20 protein-coding genes are annotated in these 19954 nt (G+C 67.0%); 11 read left to right on the forward strand and 9 right to left on the reverse strand.

Annotated elements, in window-relative coordinates; translation table 11 throughout:
- Window position 1: 1 nt before the first annotated feature.
- The 3 genes from AXA74_RS00595 to AXA74_RS00605 are packed head-to-tail and all read left to right on the forward strand — an operon-like array spanning window position 2 to window position 2657.
- Window positions 2–766: an SDR family NAD(P)-dependent oxidoreductase gene (locus AXA74_RS00595; RefSeq protein ID WP_029578181.1), complete on the forward strand. Its 765-nt coding sequence runs from the start codon at window positions 2–4 to the stop codon at window positions 764–766.
- Entirely contained in the window at window positions 766–1929 is a 1164-nt protein-coding gene (locus AXA74_RS00600) for an SDR family NAD(P)-dependent oxidoreductase (RefSeq protein ID WP_032979488.1), read from the forward strand. Before AXA74_RS00595 ends, AXA74_RS00600 begins: the two co-directional genes overlap by 1 nt.
- On the forward strand, window positions 1926–2657 hold the full coding sequence (locus AXA74_RS00605) for a carboxymuconolactone decarboxylase family protein (RefSeq protein WP_029578179.1): 732 nt from the start codon (window positions 1926–1928) through the stop codon (window positions 2655–2657). Before AXA74_RS00600 ends, AXA74_RS00605 begins: the two co-directional genes overlap by 4 nt.
- A 16-nt stretch (window positions 2658–2673) precedes the next feature.
- On the opposite strand, the gene AXA74_RS00610 is transcribed toward AXA74_RS00605, so the two are convergent.
- Window positions 2674–3645 carry a Bug family tripartite tricarboxylate transporter substrate binding protein gene (locus tag AXA74_RS00610; RefSeq protein WP_029578178.1) on the reverse strand — a complete coding sequence of 324 codons (972 nt, stop codon included), beginning with the start codon at window positions 3643–3645 and terminating at the stop codon, window positions 2674–2676.
- A gap of 167 nt (window positions 3646–3812) precedes the next feature.
- Between AXA74_RS00610 and AXA74_RS00615 the strand changes: the two genes are divergently transcribed.
- Both AXA74_RS00615 and AXA74_RS00620 read left to right on the forward strand, forming a co-directional pair.
- Window positions 3813–4799 carry a Bug family tripartite tricarboxylate transporter substrate binding protein gene (locus AXA74_RS00615; RefSeq protein ID WP_029578177.1) on the forward strand — a complete coding sequence of 329 codons (987 nt, stop codon included), beginning with the start codon at window positions 3813–3815 and terminating at the stop codon, window positions 4797–4799.
- A gap of 38 nt (window positions 4800–4837) precedes the next feature.
- On the forward strand, window positions 4838–5593 hold the full coding sequence (locus AXA74_RS00620; protein ID WP_032979531.1) for an SDR family NAD(P)-dependent oxidoreductase: 756 nt from the start codon (window positions 4838–4840) through the stop codon (window positions 5591–5593).
- A 22-nt stretch (window positions 5594–5615) separates the two neighbouring features.
- On the opposite strand, the gene AXA74_RS00625 is transcribed toward AXA74_RS00620, so the two are convergent.
- On the reverse strand, window positions 5616–6605 hold the full coding sequence (locus tag AXA74_RS00625) for an Ldh family oxidoreductase (protein ID WP_157736106.1): 990 nt from the start codon (window positions 6603–6605) through the stop codon (window positions 5616–5618).
- 187 nt (window positions 6606–6792) lie between these two features.
- On the opposite strand from AXA74_RS00625, the gene AXA74_RS00630 reads away from it, so the two are divergent.
- Window positions 6793–7767, forward strand: a complete 975-nt coding sequence (locus tag AXA74_RS00630; RefSeq protein WP_029578174.1) for a Bug family tripartite tricarboxylate transporter substrate binding protein — start codon at window positions 6793–6795, stop codon at window positions 7765–7767.
- Between the two features lie 20 nt (window positions 7768–7787).
- Here the strand turns inward: AXA74_RS00630 and AXA74_RS00635 are convergent, their stop codons facing one another.
- Window positions 7788–8693: a LysR family transcriptional regulator gene (locus AXA74_RS00635; protein ID WP_029578173.1), complete on the reverse strand. Its 906-nt coding sequence runs from the start codon at window positions 8691–8693 to the stop codon at window positions 7788–7790.
- 187 nt (window positions 8694–8880) lie between these two features.
- Here AXA74_RS00635 and AXA74_RS00640 point away from each other — a divergent pair, with 187 nt between their 5' ends.
- Genes AXA74_RS00640 through AXA74_RS00655 form a run of 4 tightly spaced genes read left to right on the forward strand, consistent with a single transcriptional unit; the run spans window position 8881 to window position 13151 of the window.
- Entirely contained in the window at window positions 8881–10656 is a 1776-nt protein-coding gene (locus AXA74_RS00640; protein WP_080700980.1) for an FAD-dependent oxidoreductase, read from the forward strand.
- 14 nt (window positions 10657–10670) lie between these two features.
- Window positions 10671–11498: an SDR family NAD(P)-dependent oxidoreductase gene (locus tag AXA74_RS00645; RefSeq protein WP_029578171.1), complete on the forward strand. Its 828-nt coding sequence runs from the start codon at window positions 10671–10673 to the stop codon at window positions 11496–11498.
- A 52-nt stretch (window positions 11499–11550) separates the two neighbouring features.
- Window positions 11551–12132, forward strand: a complete 582-nt coding sequence (locus AXA74_RS00650; RefSeq protein WP_029578170.1) for a carboxymuconolactone decarboxylase family protein — start codon at window positions 11551–11553, stop codon at window positions 12130–12132.
- Complete coding sequence (locus AXA74_RS00655) at window positions 12129–13151, forward strand: amidohydrolase family protein (RefSeq protein ID WP_032979489.1); 1023 nt, start codon at window positions 12129–12131, stop codon at window positions 13149–13151. Before AXA74_RS00650 ends, AXA74_RS00655 begins: the two co-directional genes overlap by 4 nt.
- Window positions 13152–13234: 83 nt before the next feature.
- Here the strand turns inward: AXA74_RS00655 and AXA74_RS00660 are convergent, their stop codons facing one another.
- Together AXA74_RS00660 and AXA74_RS00665 are read right to left on the reverse strand one after the other, a co-directional pair.
- Entirely contained in the window at window positions 13235–13693 is a 459-nt protein-coding gene (locus AXA74_RS00660; RefSeq protein ID WP_032979490.1) for an alkaline phosphatase family protein, read from the reverse strand.
- 190 nt (window positions 13694–13883) lie between these two features.
- Window positions 13884–14885, reverse strand: a complete 1002-nt coding sequence (locus AXA74_RS00665; RefSeq protein WP_080666503.1) for a DUF72 domain-containing protein — start codon at window positions 14883–14885, stop codon at window positions 13884–13886.
- 289 nt (window positions 14886–15174) lie between these two features.
- Here AXA74_RS00665 and AXA74_RS00670 point away from each other — a divergent pair, with 289 nt between their 5' ends.
- Window positions 15175–16500 carry a ferredoxin reductase family protein gene (locus tag AXA74_RS00670; RefSeq protein ID WP_032979491.1) on the forward strand — a complete coding sequence of 442 codons (1326 nt, stop codon included), beginning with the start codon at window positions 15175–15177 and terminating at the stop codon, window positions 16498–16500.
- A 324-nt stretch (window positions 16501–16824) separates the two neighbouring features.
- On the opposite strand, the gene AXA74_RS00675 is transcribed toward AXA74_RS00670, so the two are convergent.
- The 4 genes from AXA74_RS00675 to AXA74_RS00690 all read right to left on the reverse strand — a co-directional run bounded on the left by AXA74_RS00675 (window position 16825) and on the right by AXA74_RS00690 (window position 19703).
- Entirely contained in the window at window positions 16825–17679 is an 855-nt protein-coding gene (locus AXA74_RS00675) for a hypothetical protein (protein WP_060833055.1), read from the reverse strand.
- 15 nt (window positions 17680–17694) lie between these two features.
- Entirely contained in the window at window positions 17695–18339 is a 645-nt protein-coding gene (locus tag AXA74_RS00680) for a hypothetical protein (protein WP_060833126.1), read from the reverse strand.
- Between the two features lie 14 nt (window positions 18340–18353).
- Window positions 18354–19154, reverse strand: coding sequence for a TIGR04255 family protein (locus AXA74_RS00685; RefSeq protein ID WP_232019798.1), 801 nt, complete (start codon window positions 19152–19154; stop codon window positions 18354–18356).
- Window positions 19155–19283: 129 nt separating this feature from the next.
- Window positions 19284–19703 carry a helix-turn-helix domain-containing protein gene (locus tag AXA74_RS00690; RefSeq protein WP_060833056.1) on the reverse strand — a complete coding sequence of 140 codons (420 nt, stop codon included), beginning with the start codon at window positions 19701–19703 and terminating at the stop codon, window positions 19284–19286.
- Between the last annotated feature and the right edge of the window lie 251 nt (window positions 19704–19954).

The raw sequence follows: 19954 nt of genomic DNA on the forward strand, positions 1-19954 counted from the left end.
CATGAGCATGCAACAAGACCTGGCTGGGCGCGTGGCGCTCGTCACCGGCGCCGGCGCCGGCATCGGCCGCGCCACGGCCAGCCTGCTGGCCGCGCGCGGCGCCATCGTCGGCGTCAACGACCTCAAGGAAGAACTGGTCGATGCGGCGGTCGCCGGCATCATCGCCGAGGGCGGCAAAGCCTTCGCCGTCACGCAGAACGTGGCGACCCGCGAAGGCATCACCGAGGCCGTGCAGCGCGCCGCCGAGCAGGGCGGGCGCTTCGACATCCTGGTCAACAACGCGGCCTGGGTGCGCTACCAGAGCGTGCCCGACATCCAGCCCGAAACCATGGACCGCATGCTGGACATCGGGTTCAAGGCGGTGGTCTGGGGCATCCAGGCGGCCGCCGCCATGATGGACCCCGAACGCGGCGGCGCCATCGTCAACGTCGCCTCGACCGCCGCCCTGAAATCGGCCCCCAACTCCATCGTCTATTCCGGCATCAAGGCCGGGATCCTGGGCATCACCCGCGCGGCGGCGGCCGAGCTCGGCGCGCGCAACATCCGCGTCAACGCCGTCTGCCCGTCGGCCGTTCCCACCGAAGGCACCCAGCGCAACCGCAATGCCGAACGCGATGCGCGCCGCGTGGCCAGCACGCCCTTGGGCCGGCTGGGCACGGTGCAGGACATCGCCAGCGGCATTGTCTTCCTGGCCAGCGACGAAGCCCGTTTCATCACCGCGCAAGGCCTGGTGGTGGACGGCGGCATTACCTTCACCACGCTGTGATGGAGACGGTCCTCCTGACCGGCGCGGCCAGCGGCATCGGCCGCGCCACCGCGCGCCGGCTGGCGCGCGATGGCTGGCGCTGCATCCTGGTGGACCGCAATGCCCAGGCCCTGCGGTCCCTGGCCGACGAGCTGGGCGCGGCGCATGTCCTGCGCGTGGCCGACCTCACCGACCCGGCGCAGATCGCGGCGCTGGCCGAGGGCCTGCCGCCGCTGCATGCCCTCATCAACAATGCCGGCATGACCGATGACAGCAGCCAGCCCATCATCGGGCAGGATCCCGCGGGCTGGCAGCGCCTGCTCGACCTGAACCTGCGCGCCCCGGCCCGGCTGCCGCTGGCCCTGCGCGAGCGCCTGGTGCCCGGCGCGCGCATCGTCAACGTGGCGTCGGGCGCCGGCTTGCGCGCCATTCCCTGGCGCGGCGCCTACAGCCCGAGCAAGGCCGGGCTGATCGCGCAGACCCGGGCCATGGCGAAGGCCTTCCCGGCCTGGCGGTTTACCGTCCTCTGCCCGGGCTTTGTGCGCACCGAGCTGGTCGCCGGGCTGATCGAGGCCGGCCGCCTGGATCCGGCCCGCGCCGTGGCCAAGATCCCCCTGGGCCGGCTGGGCGAGCCGGAAGACATCGCCTGCGCCCTGGCTTTCCTGGCCAGCGCCGGATCGGCCGCGCTCACGGCCGACCTGCTGGCCGTCGATGGCGGCTCGTCCATCTTCGGCGGCAGCCAAGCCTATACGCCCAGCGCCCATGCGCCCGTGGCTTGCGACACGCCCCTGGCGCTGCGGGTGCAAGGCCCCTGGGCCGGTCCGAGGGAAGCCGCCGGCGAAGGCTACCCGGCGGTGCTGGACACGCGGGTGCTGGCCTGCCCGCCGGGCCAGCGGTTGGACGCCATCGTCCAGGCGGCGCGGCAGGCCGCGCCCGACAGGCCTGGCAGCCTGACCGTGCTGCTGCCCCGCGACCCGGAAGAAACCTGGGAAGGCGCCGGCGAACGCGCCGCGGCGCGCATGCTGATCTCCACGCTGGCCTGCGAGTGGGGTCCCCTGGCGGCCCGCGTCAACGCCGTCGAAATCCCGGCCGGCGCCGACCCGGCCGCCTGCCTGCCGCTGCTGCGTTTCGTGGCCGGCGCGCAGGCGCAATACCTGACCGGACAAACCCTGGGCAGCCCATGACCGATCCCGATACCATCAAAGCGTGTTTCATCGCCGCGCGCGGCTACTGGCGCCCCTGGACCGAAGCCCTGCTGCGCGCCAACCCGGCTTTCCTGTCGCACTACGCGGCATACGCCGGCCATCCGGCGCGCACGGGCCCTCTCTCGGCGCGCATGGTCGAGCTGATCTACGTCGCGCTCGACGCCTCGGCCACCCATCTCTACGAAGCGGGCCTGACCACCCATATGCGGCTGGCGCGGCAAGCCGGCGCCAGCGAGGCCGATCTGTTCGATGTCCTGCACCGGGTCACGCTGCAAGGCCTGAGCGCGGTATTCCAGGCGGCCGATCTGTTGCACGAGGCCGCGCCGCTGCCGGCGCTGGCCGCGGATGATCCGCTGCGCGCGCGCATTGCCGCCAGCTGCCCCGAACACGCGGCCAGCCTGCTGCGCCTGGCCGCCGCCGATCCGGGCTATGTTGCCGTGCTGCTGGATTTCCTGGCCCATGGCAAACCCGAGGGCGGCCTGGGCGCCGACGAGCGCGTCTTGATCGACCTGGCCCTGCATGCCTGCTTCACACACGCCGACATGACCGCCACGCGCGCGCTCATCGCGCGCGGCCTGGAACTGGGCATCGCGCGCCCCGCCCTGCTGCAGGCCATGCAACTGGGCGCCCATCTGGCGGTGCACGGCGCGGCGCTGGGCGCCACGGTGCACGCCCGCGAGACGGCGCCTGCCGAGCGCCAGGGATAGGCCCCCGGGCCAGCGCTTACCGCGGCGGCCTGGCGCCCTCGCGCGCGGCGGCCTCGAAGGTGCGCGCCAGGTCCAGGAGCTCGCGCTTGTAGTCGTCGAGGCTGCCGGTGTACTCGTCCAGATAGAGATCGCGGCGCGCCTTTTGCAGGGCCGCCGAGGTGGCGGCCTGGCGCACCGCCGCGGCCAGCTGCCGCCGCACCGGCTCGGCGATGCCGGTACGCACGGCCACGCTATAGCTGCTGTGGAACACCATGTCCGGAACGCCCTGCTCGGCAAACGTCTTGACGCCGGGAAGATGGCTGGCGCTGCCGGGGCGGCCCGTGTAGGCCAACACCTTTACATGAGGATTGTCCTTCACGCTCTGGGTCGTGCCGATGGTGGTGAAGTAGGCGTCGATCTGGCCACCCAGGATCGCCGCCAGCCCCTCCGAGCCGCCCTTGAAGGGAATGGCGCGGTACTTCACACCCAGACCCGAGGCCACCCGCGCGGCCAGGGTGGAATACGTGCCCACGCCCAGGTCCGCGGTGCCGATATCGATCTCCCGGCCCGCGCCCTTGATGTCGGCCAGCTGCGTCCAACCCCGGTCGGCCGGCACGATGAAGGCATAGCTGCTCTGGCCCAGCGGAGCCAGGATCTCGAAGTCCGAGAACGTATAGCCCGCGCTGGGCGTCATGATCTTGGCGCTGTAAAAGCCCTCGGCATGGACCAGCAGCGTATAGCCGTCGGCGGGCCGGCCCTTGACGGCCTGGATACCGATGGCCGAGCCCGCGCCGGGGCGGTTCTCCACCACCACGGGCTGCCCCATGATCTTGCCCAGCTCCTGGGCGAAGGCGCGCGAAATGGCGTCGGTCGCCGCGCCGGGCGGATAGGGCACCACCAGCCGCAGGGGTTTGTCCGGGTATTCCGCCCGCGCGCCGGCGGCGACAGAAAACAAGGTGCAGAAGGCCGCGCTGCCCAACAGCAGACGGCGACGGATGGCATGGGTCATGGATAGCTCTTCTTGGCGGTTGTCCCCGCCAAAAGTGTATCGACGGCCGCGCCGCCGATTCCCACTCGATCGCGCAGTTCTGATCTGCGGTTTCAGCTATAGGCAATTCAATTGAGCTACCTAGAATTTAGGGATTCAGAAAACTCAAAAGATCCGGAGACGCTGCAATGATCCCTTCCTTTCTCACACGGCGCGCCGTGCTGCTGGGCAGTCTGTTGATGAGCCTGGGCGCCCATGCCTGGGCCGCCGAGGACAACTGGCCCCAGCGCCCGATCCGCATGGTGGTCGCCGGCTCGCCCGGCGCCGGCGGCGACATCTTCGCCCGCCTGATTTCCGCCCCCTTGGCCAAGGCCCTGAAGCAGCCGGTGGTCGTGGAGACCAAGCCCGGCGCCAACGGCATGATCGCCGCCGACACGGTGGTCCGCTCGGCCAACGACGGCTACACCCTGCTGTTCGCGCCCTCGTCCACCATCCTGCTCAACCCGGTGGTGCTGCCCACGATTCCCTACGACACCGAGAAGGACCTGCTGCCCGTGGCCCAGGTCGGCGCGGCCGGCATCCTGCTGATCGCCAATCCGAGCACCGGCTTCAAGAACCTGGCCGATATGGTGGCCTACGCCAAGGCCCATCCCGGCAAGCTCGCCTACGGCTCCTGGGGCACGGGCTCGTCCGGCCACCTGGCCATGGAGGGCATCAAGGCGCACTACGGCCTGGACATGCCTCACGTCCCGTACAAGCAACTGGTCACCGAGAGCACCGACCTGATCGCCAACAACATCAGTGTCGGCTTCATGGACATCGCCTCGCCCATCCCCCACATGCGCAGCGGCAAACTGGTCGCCCTCGGCCAGACCGGCTCGCGCCGCTGGCCCGCGTCCATGGACGTGCCCACCCTGGCCGAGCAAGGCTATAAATTCGAGGCCGACGGCTGGTATGGCGTCTTCGCCCCGGCCGGCACGCCGCCCGAGATCATCAAGCGCCTCAATGCCGAGATCTACCGCGCCCAGCACGACCCCGAAGTGCAGGAGAAAATCGAAGGCCAGAACATGATCGTCCCGGCCGACGCCTCGCCCGCGGAGTTCGCCGCCTCGATCAAGCGCGACGCCGTCATCTGGCAAGACCTGGCCAAACTGGCGGACCTGAAGAACAAATAAGCCGTCGCGGGTCTACTCAAGAGGCAACACACATGGATATGTCCTCCACTTTTTCCGGCCAGGCGCTGCAAGGCCGCGTGGCCGTGGTGACCGGCGCGACCGGCGGCATCGGCCTGGCCATCTGCCAGCAGTTGCGGGCGATGGGCGCGGCCATCGTGCAAGCGGACGTCAACGCCGACGGCGACGACGATCTGGTGCACTGCGACATCGCCGACCCCGCCTCGGTGGCCCGCCTGGCCGAACACGTCCGCTCGCGCCTGGGCCGTTGCGACGTCCTGGTCAACAACGCGGCCGTCAGCACCGCGCCCACGCCGCTGGAAACCTTCCCGGCCGACCTCTGGGACCGTCTCTTGCGCGTCAACCTGCGCGGCGCGCTATTGTGCGCCCAGGCCTTCTTCCCCATGATGCGCGACCAGCAGGCGGGCAGCATCGTCAACGTGGCCTCGATCTCCGCCCAGGCGCCCACCCGGGTAGGCGCCTACGGCACGGCCAAGAGCGCCCTGCAGGGCCTGACCCGCCAGATGGCCGTCGAATGGGGCCCGCGCGGCATCCGCGCCAACGCCATCAGCCCCGGCATGATCCGCACCCCGCTGTCAGAACGACACTACGGCGACGAGGCCGTGCTGCAGAAGCGCATCGCCAGCATCCCCGCGCGGCGCATCGGCCTGCCGGCCGACATCGCGGGCGCCGTGGCCTTCCTGGCCAGCGATGCCTCCCGCTATGTCAATGGGCAGGACATCGTCGTCGACGGCGGCTTTCTCAAGGCCTCGCTGACCAATCTTTACGGCGATTGAGCGGCGCAGGCCAGCGCGCCCGCTAGGCGGTGTGCTGGGTAATGGCGCGGTAGATCGCTTCGTCCACCTCCAGCCAGCCCCGGGCCCGTCCCTCGCGCACCTTGCGCGTGGCGGCGCTGCCCGGCACCCTGACGGACGCGGTGCCGGGAACCGGCCGGCAACCCTCCACGGCTTCCTGCAAACGCCGGATGTTCTGCTTGAACGCCTCCCGCGGCATCAGCAGCGCCGGGTCCAGCGCCAGGAAGAAATAGCCCCAGCGGCCCCCGCCCTCGCCCACCACGGGATCGCTGCCGCCGAGGACGCCCAGCGCCTGGACGATCATGGACAGCGCGGATCCCCTCGCCCCGCCCCAGGCCAGGATGGCGCCGCGCAGGGCCGCCGCGGGATCGGTAGTGGGCTGGCCCGCGGGATCGACGGCGCGGTCTGGCGGCAGGGGCTGGCCGATCTGCTGGTGATAAAGCACATCCCCCCACATCACCGAGGCGGACGAGAAGTCGATCACCAGGGGCGCCGGATCCGAAGGAAAGGCGAATGCGATCGGGTTGGTCCCGAGCAGCCGGTCTATGCCTCCGAAAGGGGCCACCCGCGCGGTGGAATTGCCCGCGTGCATGCCGATCAGCCCGGCGTCGGCGGCGCGCTCGACGTAGTACCGCAACATCCCGGAAAACCAGCTATTGCTGACGCCGACCACACCGATGCCGCTGCGCTTGGCCAGGGCGATGGCCTTGTCCATGGCCAGCACGGAAGTCACATAGCCATTGACATTGGCGCCGTCTAGCTGCGCGGAAAGCGGGGTTTCCCGCAAGACGGCGATAGTCCCGCCCGGACCGCGTTCCTTAAGCATGCCCGCGATGGGCTGCAGGCGGGACAGCCCGGCGAAATCATGGCCGGCCAGGGTCGCGTAGATCAAGTGGTCGGCCACCATGCCGGCATGATCGGCGGGCATGCCGTGATGCCCGAGGTATGCAACGGCGACGGCTCGGGCGTCGGCCAGGGTCAGTTTTCTCTTCACGGCGCACCACATGTTGGCCAGGGACAAGCCAGTTTAAAAAGGCCCCTGGGCTCTTGGCTTGCCATCCAGCGCAAAGCACCTTGCCGCGAGAGCGGATTGCCCCCGTTTGCGTTAAACCTAGACTTTGGCAAGACAAGCCGGGCGGCATCCGGCCGGCCGGACACAGGCATAACAGGAGACCGCGCTCATGGATAGGAGCAAAAGACGCCTCATCAAGCTGCTTGGCGCGCTGCCGCTGATGGGCGCGGCAAAAGCCCACGCCGACGCCTTCCCGTCCAAGCCGATCAAGATCATCGTCCCGGCCTCGGCCGGGACCTCTATCGACGCCATCACGCGCTTTTTTTCCGACCCGCTTTCCAAGCGCCTGAATACGCCCGTGGTCGTCGAGAACCGGCCGGGCGCCGGCGGCCTGCTCGGCTACCAGGCCGTGGCGCGCGCCCCCGCGGACGGCTATACGCTGATCCTCACGGGCATTCCGCTCTATCTCCTGCCCCTGTTCTCGGGTATCACCCCGCCCCCCCTGGATCCGCTCAAGGATTTCGCGCCCGTGGCGCGCGTGGCCCGCGTGCCATTCGCGATCGTGGTGCCGCCGGACTCGCCCTTCAAGAATCTCTCCGACCTGATCGCGGCGATGAAGAACAGCCCCAATACCGTGACCTACTCTTCCCAGGGCGTGGGCAGCAGCGCCCACCTCTGCTCGGTCATCCTGAACGACATGAGCCACACCCAGGCCCAGCACATCGGCTACAAAGAGACCACCATGGCGGTGACGGACGTGGCCGGCGGACGGATCTCTTTCACCTGCCAGACCTCGACAGGCGTATTGCCTTTGATCCAGTCCGGCCGGCTGCGGGCCCTGGCGGTCACGGGATCCAAGCGCTGGGATGTCATGCCGGGCACCCCGACGGTCAGCGAGGCGGGCGTGCCGGGATTCGAGGTCTCCTCGCAGCTCGATTTCATGGCCCCGCACGGCACGCCGCTGGCGGTGACCCGGATGCTGTCCCGGCACTTCGCGCAGATCGCCCAAACGCCGGCGTTCCAGCAGTTCTGCGAAAAGCAGATACTGACGCCCGAAACGGTCGAAGCCGACGCGCTGGGGCCGGAAATGGCGCGCGAGGTCGCCCGCTGGCAGAACGTGGCCCGGCTGGCGCGCGGCAGCTGAACCCCGTCCGGCCCACCGCCCTAGGCGCCGGCCCTGCGCTCAAAGAGCTGGATCAGGAAATCCACGAACACCCGGACCTTCAAGGACATGCCGCGGCTGCTCGGGTAGACCACATGCAGATCGGCATCGGTGGAGATGGGGCTCACCGTGTAGTCGTGCAGCACGCGGGCCAGGGCGCCGGCTTCGATCTGCGCGCGCACCATCCACTCATGGACCATGATCATGCCCAGCCCCGACAGCGCCCCCGACAGCAGCGCCAGCACATTGCCGGTGCGCAGCTTGCCGCTGACCGGAACCTCTTCATGCACGCCGTCCCGGTGAAAGCGCCAGGTGCTTCCATACTGCGGCGCGGTAAAGAGCAGGCAGCTATGGCGGTCCAGCTCCCGGGGCGTGACGGGAACGCCATAACGCTTGAAATAGCCCGGCGCGCCGCAGACGATGCGCTGGCTGGGGATCAGGCGCCTGGCGACGATGTCGGCATTGGGTAGCTGCCCCATCCATACCGCGACATCGATGTGGTTGGCCACGAGGTCCTGCCGCTCATCGGTCAATGTGATGTCCAGCGACAGCTCCGGATAGGCGTCGAGGAAAGCCGGCAGCGCGGGAATGATGACGGTCGTCCCCGTGGACACCCTCAACGACACCTTGAGCGTGCCCTTGACGCTCTGCTGGAAGGACTGCGCTTCCGACTTGGCATTGCTCAGGTCCGAAGCCAGCTTGCAGGCGCGCTCATAGAACAGCCGGCCCGGTTCGGACAGCGAAATCCCGCGGGTATTGCGATTGAGCAGGCGCACGCCCAGCTCGTCCTCCAGCGACTTGATCTGGCGGGCCACCGAACTGGTGGACGAACTATCGCGCGCCGCCGCCGAAAAACTGCCAGCCTCCACGACCTTGATGAAAGTTTGAATCCGAGCGAGTTCTTCCATATGCGCCCACCCCCTCCGTGAGAATTCGACGATGCCCGGGCATGCGCCGCAAGCGGTCCCGCGATCCGGCCTGGCCTTTGCATCCCATGCAATGGCGCTTGCCGTTTTGCCGCGTATCGCCCGCCGCCCACGCTCCCTATAGTCGATGGCATTCATTAAAGCACCGACTACCCAACGGGAACAAAAGATGGATGCAAGGGCTTTGGAACACGGCGGCGCCGCGCGGACGACGGCGCCCGCCGACCACGTGCGGCATTGGTTGCGCGCCTTCGAGCAGGCGCTGGCCCAAGGCTCGGCGCCGGGCCTGGCGGCGTTGTTTGCCGAGGATTGCCATTGGCGCGATCTGCTGGCCTTCACCTGGAACATCACGCCCCATGACAGCCTGTCCGCCATTGTCGAACGGCTTGCCGGCGCGCAGCCCAGTATCCAGGCCAGGGGATTCACGCTGCCGGATGGCCGCACGCCGCCGCGCCAGCTCAAGCGCCTGGGCGTCGAGGTGATCGAGGCCATCTTCGAATTCGAAACCGCCGTGGGGCGCGCCGAGGGCGTGGTCCGCCTCTTGCAGGCGCAGCCCGGCAAGGCCTGGGTCCTCATGACCTCTTTGAAAGAGCTCAAGGGCCATGAAGCGCTCATCGGGGCGCGGCGCCCCAGCGGCGCCGAGGATATGCGCATGTTCGGCGGCCCCAACTGGGCCGACCGCCGGGCCGTGGAGCAGCGTTTCGAAGATCGCGAGCCCGCGGTGCTGATCGTGGGCGCCGGCCAGGCCGGGCTGGCGGTGGCCGCCAGGCTGCGGCTGCTCGGCGTCGATGCGCTGGTGGTGGATAGGCTGCCGCGCGTGGGCGACGTCTGGCGCACCCGCTACCACGCGCTCGCCCTGCACAACCAGGTGATGCTCAACCACCTGCCCTACCTGCCCTTCCCGCCAAGCTGGCCGAAGTATCTGCCCAAAGACATGGTGGGCCAATGGCTGGAGACCTATGCGCAAGCCATGGAATGCAATGTGTGGACCGCCACCACGCTGGTGTCCGGCGGCTACGACGAGACGACCCGGCACTGGCAGGCCCGCGTGCGCCGCGCCGACGGCAGCGAGCGGGTGCTGCGGCCGCGGCACCTCGTCTTCGCCAACGGTGTCGTCGGCGCTCCCCGCAAGGCGGCGGCCCCGGGCCTGGACGACTTCCGCGGCGAGATCGTCCATACCCACGCATTCAAGCGCGGCGCGCCCTGGCGCGGTAAGCACGCGCTGGTGCTGGGCGCCGGCACCAGCGGCCACGACATCGCCCAGGACCTCGCCAGCAGCGGCGCGCATGTCACGCTGATCCAGCGCGGCTCGATCACCGTGGCCAGCGTGCGGGCCGCGGGCCTGAACCACGCCATCTACTACAACGAAGGCCTGCCGCTGGAAGACACCGACCTGATCGCCGCCTCCAGCACCTATCCGCTGCTGGTGCGCGGCTACCAGATGAACGTCGCCCAGATGAAGGAAATCGACCGGGACCTGCTCGAAGGACTCAAGGCCAAGGGCATGAAGCTGGATTTCGGCGAGGACGAGACCGGGCACCAGATGAAGCTGCGGCGCCGCTTTGGCGGCTATTACCTCAATTGCGGCGCCTCCGACATGATCATCAGCGGCCAGATCGGCCTGCTGCAGTACGAGGACATCGACCGCTTCGTGGCGGAAGGCCTGCGCCTGAAGGACGGCAGCGTCGTGAAGGCGGACCTGCTGGTCACCGCGACCGGATATCACAACCAGCAGGAAGTGCTGCGGGACATCCTCGGGCCGGCCATCGCCGACAAGGTCGGGCGGATCTGGGGCATCGCCGAGGACGGCGAGCTGGCCAATATGTTCCGCCCGACGCCGCAGCCAGGCCTCTGGTTCATCGGTGGCGGCCTGTCCCATAGCCGCATCTACTCGCACTACATCGCGCTGCAGATCAAGGCCCGCGAAGCGGGACTGCTGCAATGAACCGGGAGAACCGCATGCTCGATCTGACTGGCAAAGTGGCCTTCGTCGCTGGCGCGGGCTCCGTCGGCGAGGGCTGGGGCAATGGCAAGGCCACCGCCGTGCTGATGGCCCGGCAAGGCGCGACGGTCTACGGCGTGGACGTGAATCCGCGCGCGCTGCAGGACACCCGCGCGGCGATGCCACAGGCAGGGCGGGACAACTGGACCGGCCGCGCCTGCGACCTGACCCGCGGCGAGGAAGTGCAGGCGGCGGTGCAGGACTGTCTGCGGCGCTACGGCCGCATCGACATCCTGGTCAACAACGTGGGCGGCAGCGTCCCGGGCGACCCGGTGTCGATGAGCGAGGAGGCCTGGGATGCCCAGATGGCGCTCAACCTCAAGACCGCCTTTCTGGGCTGCAAGCATGTGCTGCCCGTGATGGAGCGCCAGTTCGCCGAACACGGCAAGGGCGGCGCCATCGTCAACCTATCCAGCATCGGCTGCATGAGCTTCCAGGTCGAGGGGCGCGTCAGCGCCGCGTATGCGGCCTCCAAGGCAGGCATCCTGGCCTTCAGCCGCTCGACCGCGATCGCCTACGTCAGGAAAGGCATCCGGGTCAACACGGTCGTGCCGGGCACCATGCACACCCCCCTGGTCGAGCACCGGCTGGTCAAGCAGCTCGGCGCCCAGGATGCGCAATCGCTCATCGCCCGGCGGCATGCCAGCGTACCCATGGGCCGCATGGGCGACGCCTGGGATGTGGCCCATGCCGTGCTCTTTCTGGCCAGCGACGAAGCCGGCTACATCACCGCCACGCAGCTGGTCGTCGATGGCGGCATGACGGCCGCGCGGCCGGGAGCATGATAGGCCTCTCGCGCCGCGGCCACGGGCGCGCCGGAGTCCGCACGGAGAAGCCATGCCAAGACTGCAAGCCTTGCCTGACGCCGACCTGAGCCCGGAGCAGGCCGCGGTGTGCGCGGAGGCGCGCTCCGGCCCCCGGGGCCGGATTCCGGCGCCGATGATTGCCTGGCTGCGCCGTCCCGAATTGGCGCGGCGCGCGCAGAAACTCGGCGAACTGCTGCGCTTCGAGACCTCGCTGGAGCCACGGCTCACCGAACTCGCCATCCTGGTATGCGCGCGCCACTGGACCTCCCACCACGAATGGACGGCGCACAAGGCCCTGGCCCTGGAGGCCGGCGTGCCGCCGGCGGTCATCGCCCGGATCGCCGCCCGCCGCTCGCCCGGGCTGCGCTGCGAGCGGCAGCGCGCCGTGCACGACGTCAGCCTGGCCTTGCTCACGCAGGGCCGCATGGATGCGGATCTCTACCAACGAGGCTGCGCGCAGCTGGGCGAGCAGGGCATGGTCGAACTGGTCGGCGTGCTCGGCTACTACTGTCTGGTTGCCTTGACGCTCAATGCCTTCGAGCTTGGGCTGCCCGGCAGTCTCGCGCCCGAGCTCCAGGACCCGCGGCGGCCCGCGGGCGGTCCGCCCCCATGACGCCGCCCGGCGACCCGCGCACGGCGGAAGAGGACGTGCTGGAACCGGGCCAGCCCATCGTCGATGCCCACCATCATCTCTACGAGCGGCCCGGCATCCGGTACTTGCTCGACGAATTGCTGGCCGATCTCCGCGCCGGACATGATGTGCGCGCGACCGTCTATGTGCAGGCGCGTTCCAGGCTGCGCCAGGACGGCGAAGCGCGCTTCAGGCCCGTGGGCGAGACGGCGTTCGCCAATGGTGTCGCGTGCGCCAGCGAACGCTACGGCGCCATCCGCGCCTGCGCCGCGATCGTCGGAGCCGCCGACCTGTGCCTGGGAGATGCCGTGCGGCCCGTGCTGGAAGCCCATATCGCCGCGGCGGGCGGGCCGGCCGACAGCGGCGGACGCTTCCGGGGCATACGCCATGTCGCGGCCTGGGACCCCGACCCGTCCTTGCTCAACCCGGCCTACCCCACCCGCGAAGACCTGCTCGACCAGGCCGGGTTCCGCAGGGGATTCTCGCATCTGGCGCCCTTGGGCCTGAGTTTCGACGCCTGGCTCTACTTCCATCAACTGCCCCGCCTGACGGCGCTTGCGCGCGCCTTTCCCGGCACCCGGATCATTCTCAATCATTGCGGCGGCATCCTCGGACAAGGACGCTACGCCGGCAGGCAGGCCGACGTGTTCCGCCAATGGCGGACCGCGCTGGGCGAGCTGGCATCCTGCCCCAACGTGACGGTCAAGCTCGGCGGCCTGGGAATGCCGCAGACCGGCCTGGTTCCCGGCGAGTGCGACAGCATGCCGTTATCGGCCCGGCTGGCGGCCGCCTGGCGTCCCTGGATCGAAACCTGCATCGAGGTCTTTGGATCGCCGCGGTGCATGTTCGAGAGCAACTTCCCCGCCGACAGGGCCAGCCACGGCTATGCCGCGGGCTGGAATGCCTTCAAGCGGCTGGCGATGGCCGCCAGCCCCGCGGAAAAGGCGGATCTGTTCTGGCGCAGCGCCTGCGCGTGCTACCGGCTGCCGCCGCTGGCCTAGCCGCGGCGCGGAACTGCTTGGCACCTCGGCGCCGCCCAACGATGCCTCTGGCTTGGCCGCCAGAGGGGCCGAGGCCCGGCCGCCTATTCAATCGCCCGCTGTGTATCCCATGGAACCGATGCTCCGATGGGCAGGTAATGTCCATCGTCCACGCCCATCTCCTCGGCGATCAGATCATTCAATTTGCCGCTCATCGCCATGAGGATCTCCCGGTGCGCCTCGGGATCGACGGCCAGGTTGCGCATCTCGCCCGGATCGGCCTGAAGGTCGAAAAGTTCACGCCCCGGCACGGGGAACGGATAGCCCCCGGCGAAATGGCGCTCCTGGTCGGTGACGATAAGCAAGATGTTGTAGCCCGACGGCGGCCGCGCCGGCACGGACCGGACGCCCGCGGGGCCTGATGCCTGGGCCGCCGTGACGCTGGCGCCTGACATCACCCCCGCCGCCGCGAGCCCCGTGGCCAGGATAAAGCGGCGGCGCTCCGCGCTATCGGGTTCGGCGGACGGGTCAGTATTCCCGTCGTGTTCAGGGAAGGCATCCATTGGCGATCTCCGGTCCACTTGCGCAAAGCGGGAAATGCTGGCTCGAGGTCAGGCGATCCGAAGCCATCAATGTAGCCGGGATGTCGTCTTTGGGCAGGGATTTTTCCGAAAATCCCCCGCGGATCATCACCGGACGCGCCGCGCTTGCCGCCCGCCGGCCGGCCCCAGGCCTCGCCCGGGCCGGCAGGCCTTACCCCCCAATGGCCTGAGCCAGCTTCTGGATGGACAAAGGCGCGCAGCCCTCGGCATCGTTGCTGACCGTCACATAGGCCGGCTGGCCCGCCCCCGTGATCCCGCGGATCGTCCGCGCCAGCACCGTGCGGGTCGGGAGATCCTCGCTGAGCAGGGCATTGAACGGATCGTGCTTTTTCTGCGCCTCGGCATAGCCGTAGGCGCCGAAAATCCGGTTCAGGTTCCAGCGGCAGACCAGCGGCCCCGGCCAAAGCGCGCGCAGCACCGGCAGCTGCGCTTCGATCGGCGGCATCTTGCCATGCAGGCCCAGGCAGAACGTGGCCCCATTCGCCTTGAGCGTGTCGACCAGCGCCCGGCCCAGGAGTTCAGGGTCCCGCACTTCCACCGCGACGATCACGGCGCCGGATTCGGGCAAGGCCTCCCGCACAGCCGCCAGCAAGCGGCCCAGTTTCTCAAACAGCGTTGTGGAGTGGCTCAGCCACCCCAAAGGCAGCGGACTGAGCTGAAACACCAACACGCCGAGCTTGGCGCCCAGGCCTTCGAGCGCCGGCTGCACGAATTCCTCGATGGCCAGCGCCGGATCGAGAAAAGCGGGGTTGGCCTCGCGCGTGCGGCCTTCTTCGCTGCGCACCTGGGCATCGGTAATGCTGGCCGGACATTTGACGACGAAACGGAAATCGTCATCGACCTGCCCCGCATAAGCGGCATACTGGCTTGCCGTCAACGGCCGCCAGAACGTGCGGTCCACACAAACCGTGCGCAACAGCGGATGCTGCTGGTAGGCGCGAAGCCCATGCCTGGACAGCGTGCTCGAATCGTAGTCGCCATCCCAGACCAGCCCCTCCCAGCCCGGGTATGACCAGGTGGAAACACCGAAGCGCAACTGCGCCGGCAGCTGCCGCGCGAGCGCGCGCCAGGCCTGCCCCGCGGGAGCGGGAAGCACCTTGGAGAGGCTGGACGAAGGCTGGAGCAGCCCATCGCGGAAAAGATCGTCTTGCATGCTTGTCGTACCGGCACGGAGATAGGCTAAAGGGTACTTGAATCGCACCCGGCCTGTTCCGGATAGGCCGCTCGCTCCGCGCCGCGCTTGCATGTCCGGTGCCAAACCGGACCGGACGAGACAGGCGTCAAAGGGGTTGATTGTCGAGGTAAACTGGCCGCGACCGTCAGGGTTGCACTTGCCGTATGGCCCGGACGTGTTTTCTGATTGCAGGGCTCGCCTTGAACAGGCGCCGCATCGCCAGGGTATGGGCGCATGCTCCGACTAACGTCCTTCAAGGATGATCGGAATGAACAGAATACGTTGGGTATTGGTGTGTGGGTTGGCTATCGTGGCTGCTCTGTGGTTGGCGCCGCACGCACAGATTCTGTTTCTGCGTGAAGTCTTCGCGATGCGTCACGAATGGATCCTGCTCACCGGACTGGTGGCATTTGCCGCCATGGCGGGCGCTGTGATGCTGTCGATGCGCCCCGTATCCGTCGAGCCGCCGATGGGCGGCCTGGATAAGATGTACCGCTTGCACAAGTGGCTCGGAGTGACCGCCCTGGTGGGCGCCGTGCTGCACTGGTTGTGGATAAAGGCGCCCAAGTGGGCGGCCGGATGGGGCTGGATCGTGCGTCCTCCGAAGGGAGAACGTCCGCAGTTAGCGGGCATGGAAGCCTTCTTTCGGCAGCAGCGCGGGCTTGCGGAAACCATGGGCGAGTGGGGTTTCTATGCCTTGATCGTCCTGGTGCTCATCGCCCTGGTCCAACGTGTGCCCTACGGCTATTTCCGCAAGACGCACCGTTTCATGGCCGTGATCGCCCTGGTGTTTTGCTGGCACGCCGTCGTGCTGACCGAATATTCCGATTGGTCCAGACCCGTCGGCTGGTTGACGGTTGTGCTGGTCGCCGGTTGCGTGGTGGGATCGATCGTCGGCCTGACAGGCCGTATCGGACGGCGCAGGCAGGTGTCCGCGCGTATCACGCAGCTAGAACCTTTCCGCCAGAACCGCGTGCTGAAAGTCGTGCTCAAGCTGGACCAACCATGGCCCGGCCATCGGACGGGCCAGTTCGCCTTCGTCACCTTCGACCCTCGTGAAGGCGCGCATCCCTTCACGATTTCTTCGGCATGGAAGGGCGATGGCAGCATCTATTTCCTTATCAAGGGAGTCGGGGACTACACGAGCCGGCTCGCCGAAACACTCAAGACCGGAGGCGAGGCCACGGTCGAAGGGCCCTATGGAGATTTTCAATTTTCCGGCCCCCAAGAGCGGCAGATATGGATCGGGGCCGGCATTGGCATCACGCCGTTCATTGCGCGCATGCAAGCGTTGGCCGTGGAGCCCGATGGCCGGCAGATCGACCTTTTCTACGTGACCCAGTTGCCCGACCCGACCTTTGTGGAGCGGGTCCGGAAACATGCCAAGGCGGCCGGGGTCGCCCTGCACCTGCACATCACGGGGCGGGATCCGCGGCTGACCGCCGACGTCATCCGAGAGATGCTGCCGGACTGGCGCGACGCCAGTATCTGGTTCTGTGGTCCCGCCGGCATGGGCGACGAACTTCAGGCCGCCATGCGGAAGATGGGCCTGGACTCGACGGCCTTTCACCGGGAATTTTTCCAGATGCGTTGACGGCCTGGCCGCCAGTGCTGCCTGGCGCTGGCTGACGCATCGCGGCCCAAGGTATTGATGGGCCAACAGGGGTACCGGACCGGGTATGGACGCGATTGGAGCGGGTGAAGGGAACATCACGCCGCACTCAAATCGTTGATTGATAACGGGTTTATTCCGTTGGCGCTACGGAATCAGGCCAAATTATGTACCTGTAGCGAGCCCTCGGCAACTCGGCGCGGCCGTTGCTGCCGCATTGGCTCACCCAGAGCCGTCAGACACTGCCCAGTGCCAGATGCACAACAGCCCCCAGCCTATCCCAGGCTCATCCAGCCACCTCACGTCTCACGCAGGGGCAACGCCGTCCGGCAGGAAGTCGCCATGCTCATCGTCATGCAGGCTGAGGTACTCAAGTCGCCATTGATCCACGCGCCGAAGATCGGCGAGGGTCATGTGCGTATCCGGGACTGGCTCGCAGGCGTCGAGGGCGATTTCCGTTGCCGCATCGGGAGGGCCGTACGCTTCGATGAAAAGCTCACGCAATTGTCGTACTACGCTTTCGGCGGACTCACGCGCGCCTGGCCCACCCTCGATGGCGTCATAAGCCACCGATATGGACAGCGCATAGGGTTCACCATCAGAAGCCTCGATGCCTCGCTGCTCACCCAGATCGAAGAACAATCCCACCAGATGTCGGGCTTCGGGAGCGAGGATGCGGGCGATCCGGCTCTTGACGTCTCTCTTGCCGACACGCTTCGCAAGCCGGTTCTCGAAGGCGTTGGGGAACGCGGGCCGGCCATAGCGTGCCGCCAGCCATTGCTTCAGGGTGCGCTTCGACTCATCCGAAAGCGACGCCTCAAGAAACCGAGACGCACTCTGGCCAAACTCGACTCTCGGGATGGACCTCTTCTCTGCATGCCGCAATTCCAGCACCATCGAGCCTCCATCCGTCTTGTCATACGCAAGATGCAGCCGCCGGGGGTTCTTGGCATGGGACAGTTGCGGATCCCCACGGGCATCGCCGATCAAGTCCGCCACGATGACCTCAATGCAGGGCTCGTGCGGGTGAGGGATGTCACAGTCGTGGGAGATCACGACAGCAAAACGGCCGTCCTCGGGCGATTCAATCAGCCCCAACTGTAGCGATGCATCGCTGGTCAGCAAATCTCCCTGCCGCCATGACGTTTCCCGATCCAGCATCGCGCGATCCCCGAATCACTGCTCGGGATAGCCAGGAATGGAAGCAGCGGAACGCCAATCATCCGTTGGTGCGGCCTTGCTCTTGGCCAGCCCCGACCTTTCGTATGCCGCATCCATGGCCTGGGCCTCTGAGATCAGCGTTTGGACATGCTCCATGACAGTGTGGTTTGCAGCGATGAGATCCAGGAGAGACCTGCCGTCAAACGCCTTCATCTTCAGCATCATTGGCGCCCGTTTGACGCCTGCTTCGCGAAAGGCGTCGGCCACTTGGCTGAGTGCCTGTATCCGGGCGAAGTTGTCCGCTTCTGGCGTCGACTCCCCCCCCAGCCATTTGTAGATCGCTTGCCGGGAAACACCAAAGGTCCCGGCGAGATCGGCGATTGCTGGATTGAGCACCTCACGGATGTTGGCCAGATGCTCCGAAGCGCTTCGAAGATCGGGACGGGCTGCCTCCTCGCCATCCACCTCGATTTCGACGTGAATGGGAGTCCGCGCCTCCACCAGCCTGCGCCATTCCCCCGCCCGGGTCACATCGAACACGCTGCCAGTACCGCCAACCAACTGCGTGATCCCCATCAGGGCGAAGGCAGCCGTGGCCGCAACCCGAACGGGCACGATCGACGGAGAAGTCCTGATTGTTGGGAACGTCTCGGTGTACATGTGGGTCTCCAGTGCTACGCCCATGCCCGGCGCGCATGGTCCGTGGTGGTCGCCTCGAACACGGACTTGATCGGGGCATGCAACGAGCGCAGTTGTTCTTCGAGCTTGCCGAGGTCGATAGGCATGCGACCTTCGCAAAAATGGTCGGTATCGAGCACACCATGCTCGCGTGGCGCAGTCATGGCGAAACGCGGATTCAGTGCCAGCCCGTTCGGCAACATGTCGGGAGGAAAACCAAGCTGCGCCGTTGCTCTGTATACCCTTGCAACCAAGGTTCCGACTGGAACGAGTGGACCAACATCGGTCGTGAACACGGATTCGCTCATTGCGTGCCGGCGAACCGCGTCGAATTCCACCCCATGGACGCCACCGACAAGGTACTGTTCGACGGACTCCCCGTCTGCCGGCACCACCGCATCCAGGTAGCGCAACCCAAGCCGACCCACATGGTCAAGGCTGACTGCCTCATGCACGGCATCCAACCCCCGCAGTAATTCCGGAATGAATGTCTTGTGGGTGTCGTAATGCGTCGTATGAAACGTGATTGTCGAAGGGGACAGGATGAAGCCCGCAGATCGATCGCTCCTGGTTAGGAGCCAGGATACCGTTTGCTGGATCTTTGGTTCGGCTTGTTGTGCCTGGCCTGGCCCGGACACGACCAAGTGAGTGACCTGCTGCGGCTCGAACAAGGGGTACCCTTCACGACGCAGTCGATCTTGTATTTGGTCGACGTACTTGACCATGGCCGCCACCGGATTGAAATGCGCCTGTGCCAGCGCGTAGTACACCGGCGCATTGGACATTCGTTCGCTCACAGGCCGCTCCATCTTCTCGGTTGACACTTCAGTTGCCAGTTTACACCATGGTTGACACCCATGCCAGGGAGCGTTGCTCAATGCGGCTGGATCAGGGGGGCGCGGGCTCAGGCTAAGGAGAAGGCGCCGTCAAAAGCCTTCCAGTACGTCGACACCCCCGTCCGCGTCACCATCGCCGGCTCCCGACGTTCGCCCAGCCGGCTGCCATTGCCTGCGAGAAAGGCTGCGCACCCGCTGTGGCAACAATTCCCGCACCAGTTCCATGCCAAGGGCGTCCTTCTCCAGGGTCATCGCCCGTGACAGGTCATCGAGCCGGCCCAGCACGTGCAGCGCGCGCAGGAAGGTGTGCAGCGCGGTGCCGGGGTAGCCATCTTCCATGCGCCTGACGGTGCTCAGGGATGTGCCGATGCGCTGCGCCAGGTCTTCCTGGCTCAGGCGGCGCATGCGCCGCGCCGCCGAGATGTCCTGCCCCAGGCGGTGCAGCGCACGCGCGACGGGCTGCGGCATCGCCACCTGCGCACCAGAGCGCTTTTGCTCGGAAGAGGACATCTTTTAGAAGCTCAAATATGAGCTTATTAATCAAATAATCGTCCATATTTGAATGAATAATCGATGCTTGGTCAACCAAGGACAGGATCGGAAGACCATGCAACAAGCCTTTGCCGTCCATTGCGGTTCTTGACGCAGTTCTGGTCACGGCTGCGTCAACGAGCACTGCTTGATCGCTGGATGCCGCCATGGGTTCATCGGTGGTCGGCGAAATCTGACACTTGTGATACGCCCGGTTCTTTCCTGGCCTG

It is taken from the genome of Bordetella hinzii LMG 13501 (assembly GCF_001548475.1).
Classification (GTDB): Bacteria; Pseudomonadota; Gammaproteobacteria; order Burkholderiales; family Burkholderiaceae_B; genus Bordetella; species Bordetella hinzii.

What these genes read in the sequence shown, in the direction of transcription:
- AXA74_RS00655 (WP_032979489.1), top strand. Translation starts at nt 12,129, where the DNA reads ATGACGCCGCCCGGCGACCCGCGCACGGCGGAAGAGGACGTGCTGGAA.
- AXA74_RS00605 (WP_029578179.1), top strand. Translation starts at nt 1,926, where the DNA reads ATGACCGATCCCGATACCATCAAAGCGTGTTTCATCGCCGCGCGCGGC.
- AXA74_RS00680 (WP_060833126.1), bottom strand. Translation starts at nt 18,339, where the DNA reads ATGTACACCGAGACGTTCCCAACAATCAGGACTTCTCCGTCGATCGTG.
- AXA74_RS00650 (WP_029578170.1), top strand. Translation starts at nt 11,551, where the DNA reads ATGCCAAGACTGCAAGCCTTGCCTGACGCCGACCTGAGCCCGGAGCAG.
- AXA74_RS00610 (WP_029578178.1), bottom strand. Translation starts at nt 3,645, where the DNA reads ATGACCCATGCCATCCGTCGCCGTCTGCTGTTGGGCAGCGCGGCCTTC.
- AXA74_RS00640 (WP_080700980.1), top strand. Translation starts at nt 8,881, where the DNA reads ATGGATGCAAGGGCTTTGGAACACGGCGGCGCCGCGCGGACGACGGCG.
- AXA74_RS00670 (WP_032979491.1), top strand. Translation starts at nt 15,175, where the DNA reads ATGAACAGAATACGTTGGGTATTGGTGTGTGGGTTGGCTATCGTGGCT.
- AXA74_RS00635 (WP_029578173.1), bottom strand. Translation starts at nt 8,693, where the DNA reads ATGGAAGAACTCGCTCGGATTCAAACTTTCATCAAGGTCGTGGAGGCT.
- AXA74_RS00675 (WP_060833055.1), bottom strand. Translation starts at nt 17,679, where the DNA reads ATGCTGGATCGGGAAACGTCATGGCGGCAGGGAGATTTGCTGACCAGC.
- AXA74_RS00690 (WP_060833056.1), bottom strand. Translation starts at nt 19,703, where the DNA reads ATGTCCTCTTCCGAGCAAAAGCGCTCTGGTGCGCAGGTGGCGATGCCG.
- AXA74_RS00600 (WP_032979488.1), top strand. Translation starts at nt 766, where the DNA reads ATGGAGACGGTCCTCCTGACCGGCGCGGCCAGCGGCATCGGCCGCGCC.
- AXA74_RS00620 (WP_032979531.1), top strand. Translation starts at nt 4,838, where the DNA reads ATGTCCTCCACTTTTTCCGGCCAGGCGCTGCAAGGCCGCGTGGCCGTG.
- AXA74_RS00630 (WP_029578174.1), top strand. Translation starts at nt 6,793, where the DNA reads ATGGATAGGAGCAAAAGACGCCTCATCAAGCTGCTTGGCGCGCTGCCG.
- AXA74_RS00615 (WP_029578177.1), top strand. Translation starts at nt 3,813, where the DNA reads ATGATCCCTTCCTTTCTCACACGGCGCGCCGTGCTGCTGGGCAGTCTG.
- AXA74_RS00595 (WP_029578181.1), top strand. Translation starts at nt 2, where the DNA reads ATGAGCATGCAACAAGACCTGGCTGGGCGCGTGGCGCTCGTCACCGGC.
- AXA74_RS00645 (WP_029578171.1), top strand. Translation starts at nt 10,671, where the DNA reads ATGCTCGATCTGACTGGCAAAGTGGCCTTCGTCGCTGGCGCGGGCTCC.
- AXA74_RS00665 (WP_080666503.1), bottom strand. Translation starts at nt 14,885, where the DNA reads ATGCAAGACGATCTTTTCCGCGATGGGCTGCTCCAGCCTTCGTCCAGC.
- AXA74_RS00660 (WP_032979490.1), bottom strand. Translation starts at nt 13,693, where the DNA reads ATGGATGCCTTCCCTGAACACGACGGGAATACTGACCCGTCCGCCGAA.